20 protein-coding genes and 1 tRNA gene are annotated in these 23,974 nt (G+C 63.1%); 15 read left to right on the top strand and 6 right to left on the bottom strand.

The window, feature by feature from the left end; translation table 11 throughout:
• Nucleotides 1–21: 21 nt before the first annotated feature.
• On the top strand, nucleotides 22–1,206 hold the full coding sequence (locus NKH54_RS02120) for a pyridoxal phosphate-dependent aminotransferase (RefSeq protein ID WP_353027647.1): 1,185 nt from the start codon (nucleotides 22–24) through the stop codon (nucleotides 1,204–1,206).
• Nucleotides 1,207–1,218: 12 nt separating this feature from the next.
• Here NKH54_RS02120 and NKH54_RS02115 read toward each other — a convergent pair whose 3' ends face one another.
• Together NKH54_RS02115 and NKH54_RS02110 are read right to left on the bottom strand one after the other, a co-directional pair.
• Nucleotides 1,219–1,980, bottom strand: coding sequence for an SDR family oxidoreductase (locus tag NKH54_RS02115; protein ID WP_353027646.1), 762 nt, complete (start codon nucleotides 1,978–1,980; stop codon nucleotides 1,219–1,221).
• Between the two features lie 332 nt (nucleotides 1,981–2,312).
• On the bottom strand, nucleotides 2,313–3,050 hold the full coding sequence (locus NKH54_RS02110; RefSeq protein WP_023671935.1) for a tellurite resistance TerB family protein: 738 nt from the start codon (nucleotides 3,048–3,050) through the stop codon (nucleotides 2,313–2,315).
• A 204-nt stretch (nucleotides 3,051–3,254) separates the two neighbouring features.
• On the opposite strand from NKH54_RS02110, the gene NKH54_RS02105 reads away from it, so the two are divergent.
• The gene (locus NKH54_RS02105) at nucleotides 3,255–3,617 is read left to right on the top strand and encodes a YybH family protein (RefSeq protein WP_023683263.1); all 363 of its coding nucleotides are present in this window, start codon (nucleotides 3,255–3,257) and stop codon (nucleotides 3,615–3,617) included.
• A 23-nt stretch (nucleotides 3,618–3,640) separates the two neighbouring features.
• On the opposite strand, the gene trhO is transcribed toward NKH54_RS02105, so the two are convergent.
• On the bottom strand, nucleotides 3,641–4,567 hold the full coding sequence (gene trhO, locus NKH54_RS02100; protein ID WP_353027645.1) for an oxygen-dependent tRNA uridine(34) hydroxylase TrhO: 927 nt from the start codon (nucleotides 4,565–4,567) through the stop codon (nucleotides 3,641–3,643).
• Between the two features lie 174 nt (nucleotides 4,568–4,741).
• Between trhO and NKH54_RS02095 the strand changes: the two genes are divergently transcribed.
• Nucleotides 4,742–5,380, top strand: coding sequence for a 2-dehydro-3-deoxy-phosphogluconate aldolase (locus NKH54_RS02095; protein WP_353027644.1), 639 nt, complete (start codon nucleotides 4,742–4,744; stop codon nucleotides 5,378–5,380).
• Nucleotides 5,381–5,518: 138 nt separating this feature from the next.
• Here NKH54_RS02095 and NKH54_RS02090 read toward each other — a convergent pair.
• The 3 genes from NKH54_RS02090 to NKH54_RS02080 form a co-directional block, all read right to left on the bottom strand.
• Nucleotides 5,519–5,592: transfer RNA gene (locus NKH54_RS02090), tRNA-Gln, on the bottom strand.
• Nucleotides 5,593–5,707: 115 nt separating this feature from the next.
• On the bottom strand, nucleotides 5,708–7,534 hold the full coding sequence (gene mepK / locus NKH54_RS02085; RefSeq protein ID WP_353027643.1) for a peptidoglycan L,D-endopeptidase MepK: 1,827 nt from the start codon (nucleotides 7,532–7,534) through the stop codon (nucleotides 5,708–5,710).
• 391 nt (nucleotides 7,535–7,925) lie between these two features.
• On the bottom strand, nucleotides 7,926–9,464 hold the full coding sequence (locus NKH54_RS02080; protein WP_352909544.1) for a sigma-54-dependent transcriptional regulator: 1,539 nt from the start codon (nucleotides 9,462–9,464) through the stop codon (nucleotides 7,926–7,928).
• Nucleotides 9,465–9,609: 145 nt separating this feature from the next.
• Between NKH54_RS02080 and NKH54_RS02075 the strand changes: the two genes are divergently transcribed.
• The 12 genes from NKH54_RS02075 to NKH54_RS02020 all read left to right on the top strand — a co-directional run bounded on the left by NKH54_RS02075 (nucleotide 9,610) and on the right by NKH54_RS02020 (nucleotide 23,910).
• Complete coding sequence (locus NKH54_RS02075; RefSeq protein WP_023725178.1) at nucleotides 9,610–11,448, top strand: M3 family oligoendopeptidase; 1,839 nt, start codon at nucleotides 9,610–9,612, stop codon at nucleotides 11,446–11,448.
• A 412-nt stretch (nucleotides 11,449–11,860) separates the two neighbouring features.
• Nucleotides 11,861–12,577 (top strand): helix-hairpin-helix domain-containing protein, encoded by a 717-nt coding sequence (locus NKH54_RS02070; RefSeq protein WP_027049824.1) that lies wholly within the window; start codon nucleotides 11,861–11,863, stop codon nucleotides 12,575–12,577.
• Nucleotides 12,578–12,740: 163 nt separating this feature from the next.
• Nucleotides 12,741–13,886, top strand: a complete 1,146-nt coding sequence (locus tag NKH54_RS02065) for an aminodeoxychorismate synthase component I (protein ID WP_353027642.1) — start codon at nucleotides 12,741–12,743, stop codon at nucleotides 13,884–13,886.
• Nucleotides 13,835–14,497 carry an aminotransferase class IV family protein gene (locus NKH54_RS02060; RefSeq protein ID WP_031253204.1) on the top strand — a complete coding sequence of 221 codons (663 nt, stop codon included), beginning with the start codon at nucleotides 13,835–13,837 and terminating at the stop codon, nucleotides 14,495–14,497. The genes NKH54_RS02065 and NKH54_RS02060 overlap by 52 nt, the downstream gene beginning before the upstream one ends.
• Before the next feature lie 52 nt (nucleotides 14,498–14,549).
• Entirely contained in the window at nucleotides 14,550–15,473 is a 924-nt protein-coding gene (locus NKH54_RS02055) for a heme-dependent oxidative N-demethylase family protein (protein ID WP_353027641.1), read from the top strand.
• Nucleotides 15,474–15,475: 2 nt separating this feature from the next.
• Nucleotides 15,476–16,714 carry a hypothetical protein gene (locus tag NKH54_RS02050; protein ID WP_353027640.1) on the top strand — a complete coding sequence of 413 codons (1,239 nt, stop codon included), beginning with the start codon at nucleotides 15,476–15,478 and terminating at the stop codon, nucleotides 16,712–16,714.
• A 129-nt stretch (nucleotides 16,715–16,843) separates the two neighbouring features.
• The gene (locus NKH54_RS02045; protein ID WP_023691759.1) at nucleotides 16,844–18,289 is read left to right on the top strand and encodes a homospermidine synthase; all 1,446 of its coding nucleotides are present in this window, start codon (nucleotides 16,844–16,846) and stop codon (nucleotides 18,287–18,289) included.
• A gap of 188 nt (nucleotides 18,290–18,477) precedes the next feature.
• Nucleotides 18,478–18,855, top strand: coding sequence for an Omp10 family outer membrane lipoprotein (locus NKH54_RS02040; protein WP_023683250.1), 378 nt, complete (start codon nucleotides 18,478–18,480; stop codon nucleotides 18,853–18,855).
• Nucleotides 18,856–19,051: 196 nt separating this feature from the next.
• On the top strand, nucleotides 19,052–21,079 hold the full coding sequence (locus NKH54_RS02035; protein ID WP_023695712.1) for a bifunctional metallophosphatase/5'-nucleotidase: 2,028 nt from the start codon (nucleotides 19,052–19,054) through the stop codon (nucleotides 21,077–21,079).
• 156 nt (nucleotides 21,080–21,235) lie between these two features.
• The gene (gene hemH, locus NKH54_RS02030) at nucleotides 21,236–22,300 is read left to right on the top strand and encodes a ferrochelatase (protein WP_352987431.1); all 1,065 of its coding nucleotides are present in this window, start codon (nucleotides 21,236–21,238) and stop codon (nucleotides 22,298–22,300) included.
• Nucleotides 22,301–22,457: 157 nt separating this feature from the next.
• On the top strand, nucleotides 22,458–23,408 hold the full coding sequence (locus tag NKH54_RS02025) for an SPFH domain-containing protein (RefSeq protein ID WP_023671952.1): 951 nt from the start codon (nucleotides 22,458–22,460) through the stop codon (nucleotides 23,406–23,408).
• A gap of 37 nt (nucleotides 23,409–23,445) precedes the next feature.
• Nucleotides 23,446–23,910: an NfeD family protein gene (locus NKH54_RS02020; RefSeq protein ID WP_023671953.1), complete on the top strand. Its 465-nt coding sequence runs from the start codon at nucleotides 23,446–23,448 to the stop codon at nucleotides 23,908–23,910.
• Nucleotides 23,911–23,974: the final 64 nt, after the last annotated feature.

The raw sequence follows: 23,974 nt of genomic DNA, 5'->3' as shown, positions 1-23,974 counted from the left end.
AGAACCACACGGACGGGAAAAATGCTCCACACGATTTCGGCCTTCGACCGCCTCGGCGAGGAAAACGCCTTTGCCGTGTTGGCGCGGGCGACCGCACTGGCTCAACAGGGCCGCGATATCGTCAATCTCGGCATCGGCCAGCCCGACTTCAAAACGCCGCAGCACATTGTCGACGCAGCGATCAAGGCGCTGCGCGACGGTCACCATGGCTACACCCCGGCCAACGGCCTGCTGGCGACGCGCGAAGCGGTGGTGCGGCGCACGCTGGCCACCACCGGCGTCGAGGTCTCGCCGGAAAATGTGATGATCCTGCCCGGCGGCAAGCCGACCATGTTCGCGGCGATCCTGATGTTCGGCGAACCCGGCGCCGAGATCCTCTATCCCGACCCTGGCTTTCCCATCTATCGCTCGATGATCGAGTTCACCGGCGCCGCGCCCATTCCGGTGCCGATCCGCGAAGAGAACGGCTTTGCCTTCTCGGCCGAGGAGACGCTGGGGCTGATCACTTCGAAGACGAGGCTGCTAATCCTCAACTCACCGGCCAACCCGACCGGCGGCGTCACGCCGCGCGCCGAGATCGAGAAGCTGGTGGAGGGGCTGCAAGCGCATCCGCAGGTCGCTATCCTCTCCGACGAAATCTACGACGTCATGACCTATGACGGCGAGACGCATTTTTCGCTGCTCAATTTTCCGGAAACTCGCGACCGGCTGATCGTGCTCAACGGCTGGTCGAAGACATGGGCGATGACCGGCTGGCGCATGGGCTGGTCGATCTGGCCGAATGGCGACAAGGGCGCGCATCTCTACGACAAGGTGCGCAAGCTGGCGGTCAATTGCTGGTCCTGCGTCAACGCGCCGAGCCAGTTCGCCGGCATCGCCGCGATCGACGGCCCGCAGGACGATGTCGACAAGATGATGCGCGCCTTCGACAACCGCAGGAAGATCGTGGTCGAGGGGCTGAACGCGCTGCCCGGCGTCTCCTGCATAACGCCGAAGGGCGCCTTCTATGCCTTTCCGAATGTCTCGAAGACCGGCTGGAAGGCCAAGAAGCTCGCCTCGGCACTGCTCGAGGAGGCCGGCGTGGCGCTGATCGGCGGCCCCGATTTCGGCATTCTCGGCGAAGGCTACATCAGGCTTTCCTACGCCAATTCCGAAGAGAACATCTTGCGAGCGCTGGAGCGGATCGAGGCGTTTTTGAAGAAGTAGGCCTTCGGCTCTTCACCCACGCCCCACGTACGGCATCTTGGTCGCCATCACGGTCATGAACAGCACGTTGGCGTCGAGCGGCAGGCTGGCCATGTGGACGACGGCGTCGGCGACGCGCTGGACGTCCATCACCGCTTCGGCGGCGATGGTGCCATTGGCCTGCGGCACGCCGACCGTCATGGCATGCGCCATATCGGTCAGCGCGTTGCCTATGTCGATCTGGCCGCAGGCGATATCATAGGGCCGGCCGTCGAGCGCCAGCGTCTTGGTCAGCCCCGATATGGCGTGCTTGGTCGCGGTATAGGGCACCGAGCCCGGCCGCGGCGCATAGGCCGAGACCGAACCGTTGTTGATGATGCGGCCGCCCATCGGCTTTTGTTTGCGCATAGCGCCGAAGGCGGCGCGGGCGCACAGGAACGATCCGGTGAGATTGACGCCGACAATATCGTTCCAAACCTCGACTGGTATCTCGTCGATCGGCGTCGACTTGTAGCTCATACCGGCATTGTTGAAGAGCAGGTCGACGCGCCCGAAGGCTGCGGCCACCGTCTCGAACAGATCATCGACTTCGCCGGCCTTGCTGATGTCGCAGGCAACCGCCAGCGCCTTGGCGTCCGTTTTCCCGGCTTCGGTAATGGCGGCATCGAGCACCGCTTTACGGCGGCCGCAAAACACCGTGTTCCAGCCCGCCTTCACCAGCGCCGTGGCGACGCTCTTGCCGATGCCGGTGCCGGCGCCGGTGACGATGGCGGTTTTCTCTGGGAAGGCTGTCATGGATTTTGCTCCTGCGCGCCGCGCATCCCGGCACAGATCGGGGTGCATCCGAATGCACCGACCCATCGCAAATGAAGGCGATCATGGCAAGTCGGACACTAATGCATGTCGCTCAAAAGTGGCCCCGGTTCTGAGAGAACGACATGCATCAGGACAAAAACATGAAGCGCCACGCGCTTTATGTGATCGGTCCGACAAAAAGGGCGGTCATTGGCGACCGCCCCCTGATCTGAACCGGGCTTGGGAGGAGGAAAAGCCGATCCGACTGACTAAAATCATGCGCTTCCTCGGTAAACGAGCAGTTAACGCTTTTCCCGCCGCGGCTGCGTTGTCTACCAGCGCGGGTTCGGCGCCGTGCCTGACGGAACCGGCACCTTGGCCGCCGACACCGTCGCCTCGACATGATCGACGAGCGCATCCGGCAGGCCGAGCCGGCCGGCGAGCAGGTCGAGATAGCCGCGTTCGGCGCGCGTATCGGGGTCGATCGTCAGTCGCGACGCCGTGTAGAGCTCGAGCCGCTGCTCATCGGTCTTGGCGCCTGCGACCAGCGTATCGAGGTCGAGCGGGCTATCCAGCTCGGCCATCAGAAACTTTTCCGCTTCCGTGCCGATGCCGGCCAGACTGAGCTTGCCGGCGATCTTTTGGCGTTCCGCGTCATCGACATGGCCATCGGCCTTGGCCGCCGAGATCATCGCCCGCACCAGGGTCAGCGTGAACTCGTCCTCCCCCTGTGGCGCCTGTGAAGGATGAAAGCCGGTGTCGGCGGGCGGCGGCAGCAATTCCGGCTGGCCGGCCGCCGGCGCCTGCTCGGGTGCATTGCCGGCCTTGTAATTCTGGTAGGCCTTGTAGGCGAGACCGCCGATCGCAGCCAGTCCGCCGAGCTTCACGGCCGTGCCGGTGACCTGCCGTCCCGTGCCGGTTCCAAGCAGCACCGCGGCCAGCGCACCGGCGGCCAGCGGATTGTCCTTGGCCATCTGCACAGCCTGCCCGGCCTTGTCGCGAACGGTGCCGGTTGTGCCGGGAACTTGCGAGCCGAGCAGATCGTCGAGAAGCTTCTTGGGGTCGAACATGGTGCCTCCAGAAAAGGGCCCGCACCAACGTGGACGGGCAGGTTTTGGACGTTGCAGACGTAGGTCCCGCACACTGACATTACAATGACGGAGGCGCGCTTTGCTATCGGCGCCGGCAATGCCGCAAATCGGTGATCCGTGTGTCGATACCGGCCTCGGCTTGCGCTAATGTCGCCGCCGCATTGCCGAGGGAGGAACCTTGCTGTGACCGATCAACCTGGCCGGGAACCGGCGCGCGATCCGCAGGATCTGGAACGTTTGTTGATCGACCGGCAGTGGGCCGGAGACATTGACGGCATGGTGGCGTTGTTCCAACCCGATGCCGTCATCGACACCGGAGCAGCCGAATTGACGCGTGGCCACGAGGCGATCCGCGCTTTGTTCGAAGCCTTTGCCGCGAGCGGGCGAAAATTCCAGCGCGGCGAGCAGCGCCCGGCGGCCATCAACGGCGACCTCGCGTTGACGTCGACCAGGCTTGCCGACGGATCGATAACCTCAGAGATCGCGCGCCGGCAGGCCGACGGCACATGGCTGTGGGTGATCGACCGCTATTCTGTCGTGTGGTGATCCAGTCAGGGCGTCGGCGGCACTTAACTGCCGATATGTCCCCTGCCCTGCGCCTGCGCAAGTTCGACCTGGCGCTGGCGCTCGGCATAGCGGGTGCGATCCTCATCCGAGCGTGCCTCGTAGCAATGCGGGCATGACACGCCGGTGGAAAAATGCGGCGACAGCCGGTCCTCCGGCGTCAGCGGATGCCGGCAGGCGCGGCAGAGTTCGGCCTCGCCTTCGGTCAACCCATGCGACACCGAGACCCGCTCGTCGAAGACGAAACACTCGCCCTGCCACAGGCTGTCTTCGGCCGGCACCTCTTCAAGATATCTGAGGATGCCGCCCTTGAGATGGAACACAGCCTCGAAGCCGAGCGACTTCACATAGGCCGTCGCCTTTTCGCAGCGGATGCCGCCGGTGCAGAACATCGCAACCTTGCGGCCGTCGAGTTGGTCGCGGTGTTTTTCCACCCAGGCCGGGAATTCGCGAAAGCTCGACGTGCGTGGATCCACCGCACCCTCGAACGTGCCTATCGACACTTCGTACGCGTTGCGTGTGTCGATGACGATGGTGCCGGGGTCCGAGATCAGCGCGTTCCAGTCGGCCGGCGCGACATAGGTCCCCGCACCCGTCGCCGGGTCGAGGTCTTCGACGCCCATGGTGACGATCTCGCGCTTCAGCCGCACCTTCATGCGATGGAACGGCATTTCGGCGGCAGTGCTGTATTTGACCTCGAGATCGGCAAGACCCTCGATGGCCTCAAGATAAGCGATCAGGTCGGCTATGTCGGTTTCGCTGCCGGCGACCGTGCCGTTAATACCTTCCTGCGCCAGAAGCAATGTGCCCTTGATGCCCCGCCCGCAGCAGAAGGCGGCAAGTGGCGTGCGCAAGACCCGCAGCGCCTCGAAGTCGCCCAGCCTCGCAAATTTGTAGAGTGCGGCAACGCGCACGGGTTCACGGTTGGTCATCGCCAAGCCACTAAACCGTGGTCAAAGCGGATTCAAGGCAGAGCTAAAGACACTTCGTCGGTATTCGCCCGCAGGCTCGTTGGCCGACATGTGACATCGCGGCAGGCCGGGTTTCGTGGACTCGGAATCGGCCTTCTGCTAATCGGTTGAAATCACCTAGGGAGAGACAAGCCAATGCTCAGCAAGACCGAAACGCTCCTGTCGCTGCTCAATGGCCAGCCGGTCATTCCGGTGCTGAAGATCGCCAATGTCGCGGACGCCGTCCCGCTCGCCCGGGCGCTAGCCGCCGGCGGCCTGCCGGCAATCGAGATCACGTTGAGAACCGCCGATGCGCTGGAAGCGATCCGCCGCGTCGCCGGTGAGGTCGAGGGCGCCATTGTCGGCGCCGGCACAATTCTCGATGCCAAGCAGTTCGACGAGGCAGCGGCCGCTGGCTCGAAATTCATCGTCAGCCCCGGCATCACGCGAGAGTTGCTGGCGGCGGCCAAGGAAAGCGACGTTCCCTTGCTGCCCGGCGCCATCACGCCCGGCGAGATCATGGCTGCCCGCGAGGCCGGCCTGCGGTTCCTGAAATTCTTCCCGGCCGAACAATCCGGCGGCATCGCCTCGCTCAAGGCCTTTGCCTCGCCGCTGGCCGACGTGAAATTCTGCCCGACCGGCGGCATCTCGGCCAAGAACGCCGCCGACTATCTCAGCCTGGCCAATGTCGTCTGCGTGGGCGGCTCGTGGGTGGCGCCGGACGAGTTGGTCAAGGCCGGCAAGTGGGATGAGATCGAGGCGCTCGCGAAGGCCGCGAGCAAGCTCGGAAAATAACCTCCGCTACTTTGTCTTTGCGCAATTCCCAAGGGAAGCGCTCCGCGCTTTCCCGGGAAAATCACAGTGTTCCCGGAATTGCACTCGGCACAAAAACCCGCCAGCTGCGCCGACCGGGTTTGCTACGCGTTGAGATTTTGGTTCCCGCTCATGGGCTCGAACCACGATTCACGCCTTCAAAGGGCGCTGTCCTACCATTAGACGAAGCGGGAATGCAGGCTGGTGGTTAGCATTCCGGGACGCTAGAAGCCAGTGCTGGAGATTCGCCAACAGCAAAAAGCCGCGCGGGTTGCCCAGCGCGGCTTCGATGTTTACCCCGTCGAGCTCTTACTTCGTCTGGAAGCGGGCGACCGAAAGGAATTTTACGGCATTGCCAGTGAAGCGGTTGGCATCGGCCATCTGGTTGTCCGCCTGGAAGCCTGCGGTGTAGACCTCGCTCGGCGGCGTATGCACGATGTTGTAGGCATAGCGCGGCGCAGTCGTCGGGCTGGAAACGGTGGCGATGTTGTCGCCGCTGCTCAGCGCCCAGCGCGCCGCCTGCGGTTCGGCCGCCACCACCACTGCCTTCGGTCCTGGCTTCAGGTCGCGAGCCGAAGCCCTTGCTTCCTTGCGTGTCGTCTTGACGCCGGCGCCGATCACCGAGGCTGGATCGGTACCGGCGGGACGGGCAGCAATAGCACCGCGCGGCGATGCGGCATCGACACCTGACGGATCGTTGAACGCCGAGCGAGGCTCGAGCGACGCAACCTGATAGTCGTCGGTAGCACCGGCTGTATCGGCGGCGCTGGCCTGTTCGAGAACCGCCTTGACCTGGTCCGGACGCTGCGACGGCAGCACCGAGAACGCGTCGGTTGCGGTCTGCTTGTGGGCAGCCGTATCGGCCAGCGCCAGCAGAACGCCCTTGTCCTGCGGCGCAAGCTCAGCCGGCGGCGAAGAGCGGTCGGGACGCCAGGTCGGCAACGGGACGTTGACCGCGACCTGCGCCGGAGCGGCAGCTTGATCGGCCCCCTGGTCGGCATTGCTCGCATCGGCCGTGCCGAACGGCACATTGGCCGGCGCCTGCGCCGTCGCCACCGTCTGTTCGGTGGTGGCATCGGCCACGCCGAACGGCACGGTCTCAGGTTGTTGCGCGCCGACATCGGCCTTCGGCCGCGGTGCGAAAGCGGGCAGCGGCACTTCCTTGGCGGGCAGCGCGGCGATGATCGTCTCCGGCGTGTCCTGCGGCTCCGAATCGTCAGCGCTGTCGTCGGCAAGCTGCGGAATGTTGGCGCGCTTGGCGTTCTGCGGCGACACGATCGCGATGCCAGGCAGATTGCTGTTGTTGTTGCTCGTGGCAGCCAGCACCGGCTTCACGCTTCTCGGCGGCGGCGCGGCGGTAGCGACATCGGCGCTGTCGTCGGCTTCGTCTTCACCGCCACCGCCAAAGAACGCGGACAGGAAGCCACCGGATTTCTTGGTGCTGCCGCCTGCGCTGGCCATCATGATGGCAGGAGAACCGGCGCCCTTGCGCGCCTTGTAGGAGGCGAGCGCCTGGTCATAACCCGGCAACGGCCTGCCGTCGCTCGGCACATGCAGCGTCTTGCCATTGGGGAACAGGCTGACCAGTTCCTGGCGGCTGATGCCTGGCCAATGCCGCACATTGCCGACGTCCATGTGGACGAAGGGCGACCCCGACGACGGATAGTAGCCGACGCCGCCGCCCTGCATCTTCAGGCCGATGTTGCGCAGTTTTTTCAGCGGCACACCCGGAATGTAGAAGTCCATCGCCTTGCCCAGCATATGCTGGCTTTCCTTGGCGACACCGCGGCTGCGGCTGCGCAGCATCGAATTGGTCGACGGCGAGCGATAGCCGCAAACGACCTGGATGTAGTCGGTGGCGCCGGCCTGCCGGTAAGCTTCCCACACCAGATCGAGCAGGCGCGGATCCATCTTGGTCGGTTCGTTGCGACGCCAGTCGCGCAGGATGATGTTGATCTTCCTGAGGCCTGCCGGATCGTAGCGGCCATTGCGCTTGTAGACGATCTCGGCCTTTTCGTGCGTGTGGAGGTGATAGAGCTTGAGCGAGCGCGTTTCAGCGCTGGCGCCGGCAGCAGTTGCGGCGAGGAAAGCGAACGCAACGATCAACGCTGCCAGCCATCTCGGCCAGACGCCCATGTGATCGCGCCGCCCGTTTCTGTGTCGTTCGACTTTGTTCAAATCAAAAGGCCTTGCAGGCTGCCGTTTGTCCCCGGATTTGTCCAAACGGATGCGTGGTTCTCACATCCGAATATCGATCCTAATGGTTAATCATCGCTTATTGAAGCCGAAATGCGGTAACACCGTGGCGATATCCCGTCAAAAATAATACACAGGATTTCTTGGTAAACTGCTGGTTTAGATCAAGATTCAGCCTTTTCGCGCTACACGATCTGTTACCGCTGGCCTTAATGCGTGAACAACGCTGTCCGCATCAGCCATATTCCCGCCCCAACCCCCTTATGCAGCGCCGGATATGGCACGGCAAGCTGGTCCCGGCCTTGCGTTGGCAAGCTGTGGAATTCGGCGTTCAGGAGGCAAGGCGGTCGAGGCGACCGGTTTCCGGGTCGATGCCGTATTCCTTGAGCTTGCGGTAGAGCGTCGAGCGGCCGATGCCGAGACGCCGTGCGACCTCGCTCATCTGGCCGTTATAATGGTCGATGGCGAGCTTGATCATTTCGAGTTCGACATCGGCCAGCGCACGCACATTGCCACGCTCGTCCAGCGCCCGCAGCGTGCCGAAACGCTGAAGCAGCCTCGCCGGAGGGGCGGGCTCGGCAGCTGCAGTACCGGCGTCGTCAGTCTGCGCGCCATCGCCTTGCGATCCGGTGCTCAAGGCCATGCCGGGGTCCGACAAGGACGCATCGGCGTCGAGATTGACGGTGCCGTCGACCTGCGCCCGGATCTGCGGAAATTCGTCAGTCGTGAGCACATCGCCTTCGGCAAGCACCGAGGCCCTGAACACGGCGTTTTCCAGCTGCCTGATGTTTCCCGGCCAATCATACGCCTGCAGCATGGCCAGTGCGGCATCCGAGATGCCGTGCAGGCGATTGCCCGCCGGCGCCACCTTGTCCATGAAATGCTTGACCAGATAGGGGATGTCGTCGCGGCGGTCGCGCAGCGGCGGCACGACGATCGGGTAAACGTTGAGCCGGTAGAACAGGTCCTCGCGAAACTTGCCGTCCTTGACCTGCTGCAGAAGGTTGCGGTGCGTGGCCGAGATCAGCCTGATGTCGACCCTGACGGTGGAACGGCCGCCGACCGGATCGACCTCGCCATCCTGCACGGCGCGCAACAGCTTGACCTGCACGTCGAGCGGCAGGTCGCCGATCTCATCCAGGAACAGGGTGCCCGAATGCGCCTCGACGAACTTGCCGGTGTGCTTTTCGGTGGCGCCGGTGAACGAACCTTTTTCGTGACCGAACAGGATCGATTCGACCAGATTGTCGGGGATGGCGCCGCAATTGACGGTGACGAACGGCTTTGTGCGGCGTTCGCCGCTGCCCTGGATGGCGCGCGCCACCAATTCCTTGCCGACGCCCGATTCGCCCTCGATCAGGATCGGGATGTTGGAGGCCGCAGCCTTCTGGCCGAGGCGGATCACCCGGTCCATCGCCGGGCTGTGCGTGATCATGTCCTTGAAGGTCAGGTGGCCGCCGCGACGCCGCGACGTGCGCTTGACCTCGTCCTCGACCGCCTCGACCTTGAGCGCGTTGCCGACCGCGGTCTGCAGCCGGTCGGGAGACGCCGGCTTGACGACAAAATCGAAAGCGCCGTGGCGCATCGCCGAAACCACCGTTTCGATGCCGCCCTGCGCAGTCTGCACGATGACGGGAACAGTGATGCCGCGCTCGCGCATCGCCTTCAGCACGCCGATGCCGTCGAGGCCCGGCATGACAAGGTCGAGGATGACTGCCGAAATATCCCTCGCATTGGGTCCGTCAAGCGCGCTCAGACCGGCCTCGCCGCCATCGGCAACGATGGCGCTGTGGCCGAATTTCGTCACCGCCGCCTCGAGCAGCCGGCGCTGCACGGGATCGTCATCGACTATAAGAATGGAACCTGTCATGACTGATTTGAGTTGCCCGCCTGGGAAATTCCCATGGATCATCTTGGCACAGGGTTCTAAACAAGGTTTCAAAAAACCCGGTGAACGAATTCCTTAGGATTTGACCGGCTTGTCCTTTCCCCTTGATTCCAGAAGGTAATTGTTGATGAGCAGGATTCTCGGTCGGCAGCTTGCGGCGGTAGCGTCCGGTCAGGGCGCGGCGGAACTCGGCGACCTGCCGGAATGGAATCTCGCCGATCTTTATTCCGGCATGGAGGCGCCCGAACTGAAGCGCGACCTTGCCAAGGCGGCGGCCGATGCCGTCGCCTTCGAGAACCGCTGGAAGGGCACGCTGGCCGCGGAGGCCGAGCGCGGCAGCGCCGGCAGGCTTGGCGAGGCGCTGACAGCCTATGAGGCGCTGGAGGAACTGATCGGCCGCATCGTCTCCTATGCCGGCTTGATCTATGCCGGCAACACCGCCGATCCGCAACGCGCAAAGCTCTATGGCGACATCCAGGAGAAGATGACCGACGCCAGCGCGCATCTTTTGTTCTTCGCGCTGGAGCTGAACCTGATCGACGACAAGGCGCTCGAAGCAGCCCTCGCCGCCGACGCCGGCTTTGCCCATTACCGCCCCTGGGTGCTCGACCTCAGAATGGACAAACCCTACCAGCTCGAGGACCGGGTCGAGCAGCTGTTCCATGAGAAGTCGATCACCGGACGCGGTGCCTGGAACCGGCTGTTCGACGAGACGATGACCGATCTGCGCTTCGACATAGACGGCGAGGAACTGACGCTGGAGCCGGCGCTGAACCGCCTCCAGGACGCCGATGGGGAGGTCCGCCGCCGCGCCTCCGAAGCGCTGGCCGCAACCTTCCGCAAGAGCCTGCGCACCTTCACGCTGATCACCAACACGCTGGCCAAGGACAAGGAGATTTCCGACCGCTGGCGCGGCTTTGAGGACATCGCCGATTCACGCCATCTCGCCAACCGTGTCGAGCGCAGCGTGGTCGATGCGCTGGCGTCGGCCGTGCGCGAAGCCTATCCGCGCCTGTCGCATCGCTACTACGCGATGAAGGCGCGCTGGCTCGGCATGGAGGTGATGAACCACTGGGACCGCAACGCCCCCTTGCCCGAGACGCCGCAGGCCGTGATCCCTTGGGACGACGCCAGGAACACCGTGCTGTCGGCCTATCAGCGCTTTTCCCCCGATATGGCGGAGATCGCCCGCGTCTTCTTCGACCGCAACTGGATCGACGCGCCGGTCAGGCCCGGCAAGTCGCCCGGCGCCTTCGCCCATCCGACCGTGCCTTCGGCGCACCCTTACGTGCTGCTAAACTACATGGGCAAGCCGCGCGATGTGATGACGCTGGCGCATGAACTCGGCCACGGCGTGCATCAGGTGCTGGCCGGCGGCCAGGGCGCCCTGATGGCTTCGACGCCGCTGACTTTGGCCGAGACGGCCTCGGTGTTCGGCGAGATGCTGACCTTCCGTTCGCTGCTCGACCAGACCACCGACAAGCGCGAGCGCAAGGCGATGCTCGCCCAGAAGGTCGAGGACATGATCAACACGGTCGTGCGCCAGATCGCCTTCTACGAGTTCGAACGCAAGGTGCATGCAGAGCGCAAGAACGGCGAACTGACCTCCGACAAGCTCGGCCAGTTCTGGCTCGAGGTGCAGGCCGAAAGCCTGGGGCCGGCGATCAAGCTGCGCGAGGGCTATGAGGTCTTCTGGACCTACATCCCGCACTTCGTCCACTCCCCCTTCTACGTCTACGCCTATGCCTTTGGCGACTGCCTGGTGAACTCGCTCTACGCGGTCTACCAGAACGCCGAGCATGGCTTCCAGGATAAGTATTTCGAGATGTTGCGCGCCGGCGGCACCAAGCATCACTCGGAGCTTCTCGCGCCCTTCGGCCTCGACGCCACCGACCCCGCCTTCTGGCAGATCGGGCTTGGCGTGATCGGCGGCCTGATCGACGAGTTGGAAGCGCTCGACAGTTAATGCGCGCACCCATTGGACCGATGGCGCAGAGTGGCAGGTTCAGCAGCGGCCTCGACTTTGCGGAATCGCAGAACAGTTTAGCCGGAATGCATGTGACGGCAGCTCTGTTCTTGTTCTAAATATCTGTTCTTGAATAACTCTCCGGCGAAAATTCCGTTAGCTTTCCCGAAGCCGTATGATAGCTTTCCGACTGAAGCTCAGCCGGGCGCGCGGCTTAAGGCCGGACAGTATCCCGGCCCATGGCAGCGGTCTGACGAATGCGACAGCGACGGTTGGCAATGGGCGGAAAGCCGAACGCCGACACTCGACGACAGACCGGCTGTTCCCTGAGCCGCCGAACCACATTGGATGATCCGATCTGCCAAGGTCATGACTTGGGACGGCGGCGGACGGATCCGACTGGAGAGAGACGATGACCTTCTTTTACATTGTCCTGGCGTTCCTTGTAGGTGTGTTGGTTGGCTGGTTTATCTGGGGCCGGCTGCGCGGCGAACTCGACAGCCTGCGCGGCGATCTCGACCGCACCCGCAGCGAGCGTGACAGACTGCGCGCCGACGCCGATCGCCTGACTGGCGAACTCGACGCCTGCGGCAAGACCCGCGCCGATCTCGAACGCCGGCTGCGTGAAACATCGGCTCCATCCGCCAAGCCTTCCAGTTCGGCGCCGGCCGCGCTGGTGTCGACAGCGGCAACGGCCAAGTCCGCCCCGGCCGCGAAACCAGCCCCCGCCAAACCCGCCGCGGCCAAACCAGCTGCGGCCAAATCCGCGGACGCAAAACCAGCGGCCAGCAAACCTGCCGCCGCCAAGGCCGCGCTTAAAACCGCGGCTTCAAAGCCCGCCGCCGTCCCGAAGAAGGCCGCCCCGGCAGCTGGGAAGGCCGACAATCTGCGCCGCCTGATCGGTATCGGCCCGGTCAACGACAAACTGCTCAAGGGCCTTGGCGTCACCACCTACGCGCAGATCGCCGGCTGGACCGCGGCCGATGTCAAGCGCATCGAGGACACGCTGAATTTCGACGGCCGCATCGCCCGCGAAAAGTGGGTCGAGCAGGCCAAGCTGCTTGCCGCCGGCGACGAAAAGGAGTTCGCACGCCAATTCCCGAGCGCCGGGACCGCCAACAACAGCTGATCTGTCATCGGCAACATAACCAGAAGGCGGCGCTCTCGGGCGCCGTCTTTGTTTTTGCATTCGCCACTGTCTTTGCGCCCTGCGACGCCGCTCCCTCGATTGCACGCCGCCCGGCCCCCATATAGAGCGGTTCTGGCGTCATCGACCGCAGTACCCGAGCCCCATGCCCCTGCCCTCTGCCATTTTCCGCAACGATGAAAGCGGCCGTCAGTTGGTCTTCGACCACCCGGCCGACATCATCATTGCCTATGATGCCAAGGATTTTCTGCCGGCGCTGGCGGCCGCGCAGGCGGCGAGCGATGCCGGCAAATGGCTGGCCGGCTATTTCTCCTACGAAGCGGGCTATCTGCTCGAACCGAAACTGGTGCCGCTGTTGCCTGAAGGCCGGCGCGCGCCACTGGTTTGTCTGGGTGTCTTCGATGCTCCGGCCGAAGAGGCCGTGCCGCGCAACGATGCGCCGGCCACCAATGGCCCCATCTTCGACGCCAGGGCCAGTTGGTCCGCTCAGGACTACGCCAAACGCTTCGCGCGCCTTCACGACCACATCCGCAAGGGCGATTGCTACCAAGGCAACCTGACCTTTCCGGTCCGTGCCCAATGGTCGGGCGATCCGCTTGCTGCCTTCGACGCACTGACAGGACGCCAGCCGGTCAAGTATGGCGCGCTGATTTCGCTCGGCGATCCCATCGTCTTGTCGCGTTCGCCCGAGCTGTTCTTCGAGATCGATGCCTTAGGCATGATCGAAACCCATCCGATGAAGGGCACCGCACCGCGCGGCGCGACCAAGGCCGAGGACGCGCGGTTGAAGTCCTTCTTGCGCAGCGACGAAAAGAACCAGGCCGAGAACCGGATGATCGTCGATCTCCTGCGCAATGACATCTCACTGATCAGCGAGGTCGGCACGCTGGAAGTCCCGGAACTGTTCCGCATCGAGAGCTACCCGACCGTCCACCAGATGGTGAGCCGTGTGCGGGCGAAGCTTCTGCCTGATCTCGGCATCCGCCAAATCTTTGGCGCGCTGTTTCCCTGCGGCTCGATCACCGGCGCGCCGAAAATCCGCGCGATGGAAATCCTGCACGAGCTGGAAGACACACCGCGCGACGTCTATTGCGGCGCCATCGGCTGGATCGCGCCTGGCGGCATGATGCGCTTTTCGGTGGCGATCCGCACTATATCGCTCTTTTCCAGTGGCGAGGCCGTTTACAATGTCGGCGGCGGCGTCGTCTTCGATTCGACGGCGCAAGGGGAGTATCAGGAGTGTCTGCTGAAGGCGCGCTTCGCGACGGGGACACCGCCGATTTCGAGCTGATCGAGACGATGCGCTGGGAGCCCGGCCAGGGCTTTCTGCGCTTCGAACGCCATCTCGCACGCCTTTACGGCTCGGCGGAAGAACTCGGCTTTGCCTGCGATCCGCAGCGGATCGGCGAGGTGCTGGCGAATACTATCGGGGCGCAGCAGACGGCGCTGCGCACCCGGCTCGTCCTGCAGCGCAATGGCGAGGTGACGGCTTCTGTTCAGCCTTACGAGCCACTCGCCGCCGACAAGGTCTGGCGGCTGCGACTGGCGCGGGTCCGGCTCTCCTCCACCGACACGCTGCTGCGCCACAAGACCGGCCGGCGGCAAGTCTACACTCACGCCCGCTCCGAATATCTGATCACCCAGGCCGACGAAGTGTTGCTCGCAAATGAGCGCAGTGAAATCTGCGAAGGCACCATCACCAACGTCTTCGCCGATTTCGGTGATGGCATGCTGATGACACCCAGGCTCGACTGCGGCCTGCTGCCTGGCGTATTGCGCGCCGAGCTGCTGGACGAAGGGCGCGCCCAGGAGGCGATCTACAGCTATGACGAGTTGAAATCCGCCAAAACACTGTTCGTCGGCAATTCTCTGCGCGGCTTGATCCCGGCAACATTGGCCTGACACGAAGCGGCTGCGAGAATAACCGCCGGCATTGGACACTTTCTAGCGAAGCATGAATTCTCGTCAGCCCACGCACACGCCCTATGATGGCTCCTCAAAGCTCTTCACCATCGGGCTGAAGCCGCTCGAACTCGACAAGTGGATCGAGGTCGACCGGTATCTCTTCGACCATCTCGCCGAAAAGCGCCGGCTGTATGCCGAAAATCCCGACAAGGTGTTTGTCGAGGAAGACGGCACGCGCGACGCCCAGCGCGAAGTGCGCGGCCTCATCGAAGCACATCTGCTGTCGACATTTCCCGGGATGTACCGGCGCACCAATGCCGGGGTTGAGGTCATTGGCGCCAAAGCCGACTCTGACGCCACCTTCCCCGATGCCCCGCTGGTCGCAGCGTCGCTGCTCGTCCAGGAAGACCTGATCCTGATGCGCCGTGACGACACCGGCTGGCGGCTCGCCGCCGGCTCGCTGTGTTTCCCGTCATCCTGGTCGCTGGTCGAAAAATTCGGCCGGCCGCTGCAGCAGATCCACGCACCGGTGCCGGGCTTCGGTCCGGGCACCAGGCCGGCCGAGCTCATCAACCGCATGTTCGACGGCCTGCAGGGTCAGGCCGTCGAACGCTTCAACTGGTCGATCCAGGCCGGCGACGCGCTCTATCATCCGCTCTCCAATGTCGAGCGCATCGACCGTGCCACCAACCGCCCCTCGCGATTTCCCGACGGCGACGTCAACGCCCACGCCTTCATCCGCGTCGAGCGCCAGACGCTGCGCAAACTGCCTCTGTCGCGCGACATCCTGTTCACCATCCGCATCCATCTCGACCCGCTGAAAGTGCTGGCGCGGCATCCCGACCGGGCAACGCTTGCCGCCTCTTTCGCGGCGCAATTGCAGGCGCTGGATGAGGCTCAACTCGACTATAAGGGGATGACATCAGACCGTGACCGGCTGGTGCAACGCCTGCAAACCATGGCTCAGGAGTGACGATGATCCGACATGTTCTGAAGCTAGCCGTCCTGCTCGGTGCATTGCTGGCGTTGCCGGCAACAGCGCATGCGGAACCGGTGACCTATGCGGGGAAGCTCGGCAACATCGACATCGTCGTCGAGTTTACCGGTGATCCGGCGGCGGCTGGAGAGGCACTGGCGGGCCGCTATTTCTACCGCTCCAAGGGCGTCGATATTCCTCTGCAGGCGAAGTCGAGCAAGGGCGCCACCTTTCAATTGGCCGAGGAAGAAGCCTGCGATGCCAAGAAGTGCGGCGACGGCCAGGCTCCACCCATCGGCGCCGTCTGGCGATTGAGTTCCGCCGACAATGGCAAGACGCTGGAAGGCACCTGGACGGCCAAAAAGACCCTGCCGCTGAAGCTGACAAGGATCGCCAGCCGTGCCCAGACGGAGACGCCGGCGACGACGCCACGCGATCTTTATGATTTCACCGACATGACATTCTCGGGTGACGATGCGCCGATCACCATGGCGGCATCGCCCTACGACTATCTCAAGCTGGATTTCGCGCCCGAGGCAGACGCCAAGGAAGGTTGGCCGGATGCAGCCTACAACTATGTCACCGATCCACGCACCAAATTCGCCAGGCCGCGCATCGTCGATCTCGCCGGCGGCGCGCCGATCGAAGCCGCCAATGCCTTGCTGCAGAACCGCCATTGGCATGACAGCCTCAGCGCCTTGACCTGCGCGGCGCTGCAATACGCCGGCTTCCACGATGGACCTCCGATGGAGGGCATGGATGACGATTCGCTTGGCGGCTACGAAGACACGACGTCCAAAGTGACGTCATTGACGCCGAAGCTGATGAGCTGGTCGGAATCCGGCAGCCTCTATTGCGGCGGTGCGCATCCGAACAACTATTCCGACGCCTATGTCATGGACGTGCGCCGTGGCGCCTTGCTTACCCTTCAGGACATGTTTTCCGATACGGGCGACGGCAAGCCAGGCCCCTCGCTGGCCGCCTTCGTCAGGGAAAACCGCAAGAAGCCAAGCGACCAGACCGAGGTGGATTACGAGGCCGAATGCGGCATCGACGATTTGATCAGCGACTATCTAGGCGCCAGCCTGAAGCGCGATGGCGACAGGCAGGTTCTGGTCTTCGGGCTGCAAGGTTTGCCCAACGTCATCCAGGCTTGCGGCGACGATCTCGTTGAAATGCCGGTCTCCGAAGCACAAGCGCTGTTCACACCGGAATTCGCGAAACTGCTCGAACCGTAGGCGCGCATCTGCGCCGTCGGGAACTAACCTTATCCCTGCTTTTCGCTTTATTGTGACAATGATCTATGGTTTGTCGCGCGGCGGTCGAACGGCCGTTTTGGCGCGTTGCTTGAAGGAGTGCTCGATAAAATGGCGAATGAAAACTGGCCCGTTTACGGTGAAATCACCGGCCCTGTCGTGATGATCGGCTTTGGTTCGATCGGACGGGGAACGCTGCCTCTGATCGAGCGCCATTTCAAATTCGACAAGTCGCGCATGACGGTCATCGACCCGCTCGACACCGACCGCAAGCTGCTCGACGAGCGCGGCATCGCCTTCGTGCAGGAGCACGTGACCGAGAAAAACTACAAGAAACTGCTGACGCCGCTTTTGACCAATGGTGGCGGCCAGGGCTTTTGCATCAATCTGTCGGTCGATACCGGCTCGGTCGACCTGATGCGGCTCTGCCGCAAGCTCGGCGTGCTCTACATCGACACCGTCGTCGAGCCGTGGCTCGGCTTCTATTTCGACGCCAAGGCCGACAATGCCAGCCGCACCAACTACGCGCTGCGCGAAGCCTTGATCAAGGAGAAGCACGACAAGCCCGGCGGCGCTACCGCGGTTTCGACCTGTGGCGCCAATCCGGGCATGGTCTCGTGGTTCGTCAAGCAGGCGCTGCTGAACCTTGCCGGCGACCTCGGCCTCGAGTTTTCCGAACCCGCGCAGGACGACCGTGACGGCTGGGCGAAGCTGATGAAGAAGGCCGGCGTCAAGGGCATCCACATCGCCGAGCGCGACACCCAGCGCACCAAGAAGCCGAAGCCGATGAACGTGTTCTGGAACACCTGGTCGGTCGAGGGTTTCATCTCGGAAGGGCTGCAGCCGGCCGAGCTCGGCTGGGGCACGCATGAGAGATGGATGCCGAAGAACGGCAAGGAGCACAAGCATGGCTCCAAGGCTGCGATTTATCTCGAACAGCCCGGCGCCAACACCCGCGTGCGCTCCTGGTGCCCGACGCCGGGCGCGCAATACGGTTTCCTGGTGACGCACAATGAGGCGATCTCGATCGCCGACTTCTTCACCGTGCGCGGTAAGAAGGGCAAGGTGCAATACCGCCCGACCTGCCACTATGCCTATCACCCCTGCAACGACGCCGTGTTGTCACTCCACGAAATGTTCGGCGCTGCCGGCAAGCCGCAGCCGGTCCACCATGTGCTTGACGAAAACGAGCTGGTCGATGGCGTGGACGAGCTTGGCGTGCTGCTCTACGGCCATGCCAAGAACGCCTACTGGTACGGTTCGCAGCTGTCGCTGGCCGAAGCCCGCAAGCTGGCGCCCTACCAGAACGCTACCGGCATGCAGGTCACCTCGGCCGTGCTCGCCGGCATGGTCTGGGCGCTGGAAAACCCGGAAGCCGGCATCGTCGAGGCCGACGAGATGGACTACAAGCGCTGCCTGGAAGTGCAGTCCCAGTATCTCGGACCAGTCAAGGGCTACTACACCGACTGGACGCCGCTCGATAACCGTCCGGGCCTGTTTCCCGAGGACCTCGACAAAAGCGACCCGTGGCAATTCCGCAACATCCTCGTTCGATAGCGGTTCCATACCCCTGCCTCACTGCCTTGCAATCGCCCGGAAATCGGGCGATTGAAGGGATGCGGACGAGAGCAGTGTGCATCCATTTGGACGCACGAGGGACGGCTCTGGAAACTTGAGGCCACGCACATCGTGTTCTCCAAAACGTCGTTTGACGATTGGGCCGATGCGTCAGGAGAGGATTTGATATGACGATTGCGCGCAAAATTCTTTCTGCGGGCGCGGCGGGCGCTCTTGCGACGATGCTTGCCGCCTGCACCACCGGCGGCTCCGACGGGCCACCGATCTCATCGCAGGCGCGAGGCGTCGAAGGCTCATGGCTGAACGCCGAAGGCAAGGCGGTCTCGACATTGAACGGCGGCGTCTTCACCACCGTTTCGGCGGAGACCGGTGAGAAATTCGCTGACGGCAGCTACACCAAGACCGGCGCCACCTCGGTCGAGATCAACGGAACCTCGCTTATCCGGCAGCAGCCAATCGCTTTCAACTGCCTGCTGGTGTCCATAAACCAGCTGAATTGCACCAGCTCCGCCGGGCAGAACTTCGTGCTGACCAGGCGCGGCTGAACCTTTCCCATGCGGCTTTGCGGATGGCGGCGGCGCGATGCCGCCGCCTTTTTATGCCGGCAAACCGATGCCGGTTATCCGCCCTGATTCTTCTTGCATCGCCACAACCGCGATGTGAACATACCCGAAATGCTGGCTGTTATCCTGCAGTCGGGCAAGAGCGTTAAACGCCTTTGATCATATCCGGGAGACGAAGATGAAGAAGCTCGCCGCCATTGCCGCCCTCTCTGCCTCGACACTCGGCCTGTCGGCCGCACCATCCTTTGCCGACTACACGTTGAACATCCTGCATTTCAACGATTGGCACAGCCGCATCGAAGGCAACAACAAATACGAGTCGACCTGCTCGGCCGAGGAAGAGACCAAGGGTGAGTGCATCGGCGGCGCCGGCCGGCTGGTCACCGCGATCGCACAGGAGCGCAAGAAGCTCGAAGGCCAGAACGTGCTGCTGCTCAATGCCGGCGACAGCTTTCAGGGATCGCTGTTCTACATCACCTACAAGGGCACGGCGGAGGAGGAATTCCTCAATCAGATCAAGCCCGACGCGGTGACGCTCGGCAACCACGAATTCGACGATGGCGAGAGCGCGCTGGTGCCTTATCTCGACAAGGCGAAGTTCCCGATCGTCAGCGCCAATGTCGTGCCCAACGACAAGTCCGGCGCCGCAGGCAAGATCAAGCCGTCGATTGTGCTTGAGGTCGGCGGCCAGAAGATCGGCATTGTCGGCGCCGTGACCAACGACACGCCGGAACTCGCCTCTCCCGGCCCCAACATTACCATAGAGGACGACGTGAAGTCGATCACCGCCGAGGTCGAGAAGCTGAAGGCGCAAGGCGTCAACAAGATCATTGCCGTCACCCATATCGGCTACAGGCGCGAGCGCGATGTCATCGCCAAGATCCCGGGCATCGATGTGGTGGTCGGCGGCCACAGCCATTCGCTTCTGTCCAACACCGACCCGAAGGCGGAAGGCCCCTATCCGACGATGGTCGACAACCCCGACGGCTCCAAGGTGCCTGTCGTGCAGGCCGCGTCCTATTCGAAATATCTCGGCGAATTCAAGGTCGTGTTCGACGACAATGGCAACGTCAAGGAAGCCAGCGGCGACCCGATCTTCCTCGACAAGTCGATCACTCCCGATCCGGCCGTTCTTGCCCGCATCAAGGAACTCGGTGCGCCGATCGAGGCGCTGAAGAACAAGGAAGTGGCCGAGACCACCGAGGCCATCGACGGCAGCCGCGAAAGCTGCCGCACCAAGGAATGCGCGATGGGCAACCTCGTCTCCGACGCCATCCTCGACCGCGTCAAGGGACAGGGCGTCGAGATCGTCGTCTCGAATGGCGGCGGCCTGCGGGCTTCGATCGACAAGGGCACCGTCACCATGGGCGAGGTGCTGACCGTGCTGCCGTTCCAGAACACGCTGGCGACCTTCCAGATTTCCGGCAAGGATCTGGTTGCCGGGCTGGAAAACGGCGTCAGCCAGGTCGAGGACGGCGGCGGCCGCTTCCCGCAGGTGGCAGGTCTCAAATACTCCTTCGACAAGTCGGTCGCGCCCAATGCCGGCCGAGTCAAGTCGGTCGAGGTGATGCAGAACGGTGCCTGGGCGCCGATCAATCCGGACAAGGACTATCTGGTCGCCACCAACAATTACGTCCGCCAGGGCGGCGACGGCTACAAGGTCTTCGCCGAGAAGGCCAAGAACGCCTATGATTACGGCCCGGGCCTCGAACAGGTGGTCGCCGACTATCTCGCCGCGCACCGGCCCTACACGCCCAAGCTCGACGGCCGCATCACCGAGGTTGCCGCAACCGTAGCGGCTGCCCCGGCCGCCGAGCCGGCAAAACCAGCCGAACCGGCACCTGCTCCAGCGGAACCGGCAAAACCGGCCGAGGCTGCACCGGCGGAGCCGGCGATGCCCGCATTGCCGGCAGGCTCCGGCGACATCACCACCACGCCGCCGACTGTCCCGGCGGAAACCGCCCCGGCAACGCCGGCTCCGGCCGAACCGGCAAAACCGGCCGAAGCCGCACCTGCTCCGGCAAAGCCGGCTGACGCCGCCCCGGCCGAAGCCAGCCATGTCATCGTCGCCGGCGATACCTATTGGGATCTCGCCAAGAAGGCCTACGGCGACGGCGCCAAGTGGAAGGTGATCTCCGAGGCCAACAAAGGCTACGAACCACGCCGGCTTCCTGTCGGCGCGACCTTGACCATTCCGGCGAAGTAACCTCGCTTCGCACTCACGACCAGCAAAACCCGTCCGGGTAACCGGACGGGTTTTTGGCTTTCAAGGTAAGGTGCGGCCAGACGCAGCATTGAAAACTTGCTCCGCATCGCTAGGTTCGCCCGACATCGTCGGTTTTCGCGGTGTCGGGAGACCTTCATGACGCTTTCCACGCCTGTCGACCCCAGAGCCGCGAAAGCGCTCGACCCGCTACCGGCCGGACATCCGCCGGTAAAGGCAGGCAAGATCGGCGTCATGTTGGTCAATCTCGGCACGCCGGACGGCACCGATTTCAAGCCGATGTGGCGCTATCTCCGCGAATTCCTGTCCGATCCGCGGGTCATCGAGCTCAACAAGGCGATCTGGTATCCGATCCTCTACGGCTTGGTGCTGACCACGAGACCGAACAAGTCCGGCGCCAATTACGCCAGGATATGGAACCGCGAGAGGAACGAGTCGCCGCTGCGCACCTACACCCGGGCGCAGGGCGAAAAGCTGGCCGCAGCGCTCATCGACCTACCCGATGTCGTGGTCGACTGGGCGATGCGCTACGGCAACCCCTCGACCGCGAGCGTCGCTCAAAGGCTGGTCGAGCAAGGCTGCGACCGCATCCTGTCGTTCCCACTCTACCCGCAATACTCCGCGACCACCACCGCGACCGCCAACGACCAGCTGTTTCGCGCCTTGATGAAGATGCGCCGCGCGCCTGCCGTGCGCAGTGTTCCGCCCTACTATGACGAGCCGGTCTACATCGAGGCGCTCGCCCATTCGATCGAACGGCATCTGGCAACGCTAGACTTCGAGCCCGAGGTGGTCATCACCTCCTATCACGGCATCCCGAAGCCCTATTTCGAGAAGGGCGATCCCTATCACTGCCATTGCCAGAAGACGACACGGCTGTTGCGTGAACGACTGGGGTGGGATGAAAAGAAGCTGATCATCACCTTCCAGTCGCGCTTCGGCGCCCAGGAATGGCTGCAGCCCTACACCGACAAGACGGTCGAGAAACTGGCGAAGGACGGCGTGAAATCGATCGCCATCGTCAACCCAGGCTTTTCCGTCGACTGCATCGAGACGCTGGACGAAATCGGCCGCGAGGCGGCCGAGACCTTCCATCACGCCGGCGGCGAGAAATTCGCCCACATCCCGTGCCTCAACGACAGTGCAGAAGGCATGGCGGTGATCGAGGCGATGGTGCGGCGCGAGCTGTCGGGCTGGGTCTGAGGCCGCCACGTTGCGCGATCGATCGCCGCAGTTGCGCTATTCCATGCACTAATAATCAACGATCACCTGATTGTAACATTATTGAAACACACCTAAGTGTTTGGTGAAGTCGGTTGCATGGAATCAACGCCATGGCCGGCATCTGAGGGAGATTCAAATGGACTTCAGTGGTTTCGGTATTGCGATTGGTGCGCTTGCCTTTCTGGTATTGGTGCTTCTTATCAAAGGCATCCGGACAATCCCGCAAGGCTATAATTATACGGTGGAGCGCTTTGGTCGTTACACCAAAACACTAAGCCCCGGCCTCAACCTGATCGTGCCGTTCGTCGACCGAATCGGCGCCAAGATGAACATGATGGAGCAGGTGCTCGACGTTCCGAGCCAGGAAATCATCACGCGCGACAACGCCATTGTGGGCGTCGACGGCATCGCCTTCTACCAGATCCTCAATGCGGCCCAGGCCGCCTACCAGGTCGCCGGCCTGGAGAACGCCATCCTCAATTTGACGATGACCAACATCCGTACCGTCATGGGTTCGATGGACCTTGACGAACTGCTGTCGAACCGCGACGCCATCAACGAACGGCTGCTGCGCGTCGTCGACGAAGCGGCGCATCCGTGGGGCATCAAGATCACCCGCGTCGAGATCAAGGACATCAATCCGCCGGCCAACCTCATCGAATCGATGGGCCGTCAGATGACCGCCGAACGCAACAAGCGTGCGCAGATCCTCGCCGCCGAAGGCCTCAAGCAGTCGCAGATCCTCGAGGCCGAGGGCCGCAAGGAAGCCGCCTTCCGCGACGCCGAGGCGCGCGAACGCTCGGCCGAAGCCGAAGCGCGAGCCACCCAGGTTGTATCGGAAGCCATCTCCAAGGGCGACGTGCAGGCACTCAACTACTTCGTGGCGCTGAAATACACTGAAGCGATGGGCAAGATCGGCACCGCCAACAACAGCAAGGTCGTGCTGATGCCGATGGAAGCCTCGGCGCTGATCGGCACGCTCGGTGGCATAAGCGAGATCGCCAGGGAGGTGTTCCGCAGCGAAGGCACCGCCGGCGCCGCCAGGCAGGCCGCCCGCCCTCCGGTGGTTCGCCCAAGCGAGAATTGAGGCTAGCTGAGAACTGAGATCATAGGAGCGCACTCCCATGTTCGACCGCATCATTTCCGAACTTGGTCCGTGGAACTGGATGGTTCTGGGCTTCGTCCTCCTGGTGATGGAGGTCATCGCGCCAGGAATATTCATGCTGTGGATCGGCATCGCCGCATTGGTGATCGGTGTGATTTCCCTGCTCGTCTGGGACGCAAGCTTCTGGGCCTGGGAAGTCCAGGTCCTCGCCTTCCTGGCCCTGTCGCTGGTCTCGGCCTTTGCCGGAAAGAAGCTGGTTGGTGGGCGTAATACCCCTAGCGACCAGCCGCTGCTCAACCGGCGCGGCGCGCAGTTGGTCGGCAGGATGGCAACGCTGGCCGAGCCGATCAAGGACGGTCGCGGCCGCATCAAACTCGGCGACACACTGTGGCGCGTCTCCGGTCCCGACCTGCCGGCCGGCACGCAGGTGCGCGTCGTCAGTTCGGCCGACACCGATCTGGAACTGACCGTCGAGGCAGTTTGACATTTCGAAAGCGCATGGCGCTTTCGATCCGGAAAATCAGGCCGCGTCGCCTAGGGCTTCCCGA

Source organism: Mesorhizobium sp. M1004 (genome assembly GCF_040318795.1).
Lineage (GTDB): Bacteria > Pseudomonadota > Alphaproteobacteria > Rhizobiales > Rhizobiaceae > Mesorhizobium.
The sequence above is the reverse complement of the archived record's forward strand: the minus strand, read 5'-3'. Positions and strand labels throughout refer to the sequence as shown.

Excerpts from the sequence above, each read along its gene's own strand:
- NKH54_RS02040 (WP_023683250.1), top strand. The coding sequence starts at position 18,478 with ATGACGATTGCGCGCAAAATTCTTTCTGCGGGCGCGGCGGGCGCTCTT.
- NKH54_RS02110 (WP_023671935.1), bottom strand. The coding sequence starts at position 3,050 with ATGTTCGACCCCAAGAAGCTTCTCGACGATCTGCTCGGCTCGCAAGTT.
- NKH54_RS02070 (WP_027049824.1), top strand. The coding sequence starts at position 11,861 with ATGACCTTCTTTTACATTGTCCTGGCGTTCCTTGTAGGTGTGTTGGTT.
- NKH54_RS02120 (WP_353027647.1), top strand. The coding sequence starts at position 22 with ATGCTCCACACGATTTCGGCCTTCGACCGCCTCGGCGAGGAAAACGCC.
- NKH54_RS02025 (WP_023671952.1), top strand. The coding sequence starts at position 22,458 with ATGGACTTCAGTGGTTTCGGTATTGCGATTGGTGCGCTTGCCTTTCTG.
- hemH (WP_352987431.1), top strand. The coding sequence starts at position 21,236 with ATGACGCTTTCCACGCCTGTCGACCCCAGAGCCGCGAAAGCGCTCGAC.
- NKH54_RS02055 (WP_353027641.1), top strand. The coding sequence starts at position 14,550 with ATGAATTCTCGTCAGCCCACGCACACGCCCTATGATGGCTCCTCAAAG.
- NKH54_RS02080 (WP_352909544.1), bottom strand. The coding sequence starts at position 9,464 with ATGACAGGTTCCATTCTTATAGTCGATGACGATCCCGTGCAGCGCCGG.
- NKH54_RS02035 (WP_023695712.1), top strand. The coding sequence starts at position 19,052 with ATGAAGAAGCTCGCCGCCATTGCCGCCCTCTCTGCCTCGACACTCGGC.
- trhO (WP_353027645.1), bottom strand. The coding sequence starts at position 4,567 with ATGACCAACCGTGAACCCGTGCGCGTTGCCGCACTCTACAAATTTGCG.
- NKH54_RS02020 (WP_023671953.1), top strand. The coding sequence starts at position 23,446 with ATGTTCGACCGCATCATTTCCGAACTTGGTCCGTGGAACTGGATGGTT.
- NKH54_RS02115 (WP_353027646.1), bottom strand. The coding sequence starts at position 1,980 with ATGACAGCCTTCCCAGAGAAAACCGCCATCGTCACCGGCGCCGGCACC.
- NKH54_RS02050 (WP_353027640.1), top strand. The coding sequence starts at position 15,476 with ATGATCCGACATGTTCTGAAGCTAGCCGTCCTGCTCGGTGCATTGCTG.
- NKH54_RS02045 (WP_023691759.1), top strand. The coding sequence starts at position 16,844 with ATGGCGAATGAAAACTGGCCCGTTTACGGTGAAATCACCGGCCCTGTC.
- mepK (WP_353027643.1), bottom strand. The coding sequence starts at position 7,534 with ATGGGCGTCTGGCCGAGATGGCTGGCAGCGTTGATCGTTGCGTTCGCT.
- NKH54_RS02065 (WP_353027642.1), top strand. The coding sequence starts at position 12,741 with ATGCCCCTGCCCTCTGCCATTTTCCGCAACGATGAAAGCGGCCGTCAG.
- NKH54_RS02095 (WP_353027644.1), top strand. The coding sequence starts at position 4,742 with ATGCTCAGCAAGACCGAAACGCTCCTGTCGCTGCTCAATGGCCAGCCG.
- NKH54_RS02075 (WP_023725178.1), top strand. The coding sequence starts at position 9,610 with ATGAGCAGGATTCTCGGTCGGCAGCTTGCGGCGGTAGCGTCCGGTCAG.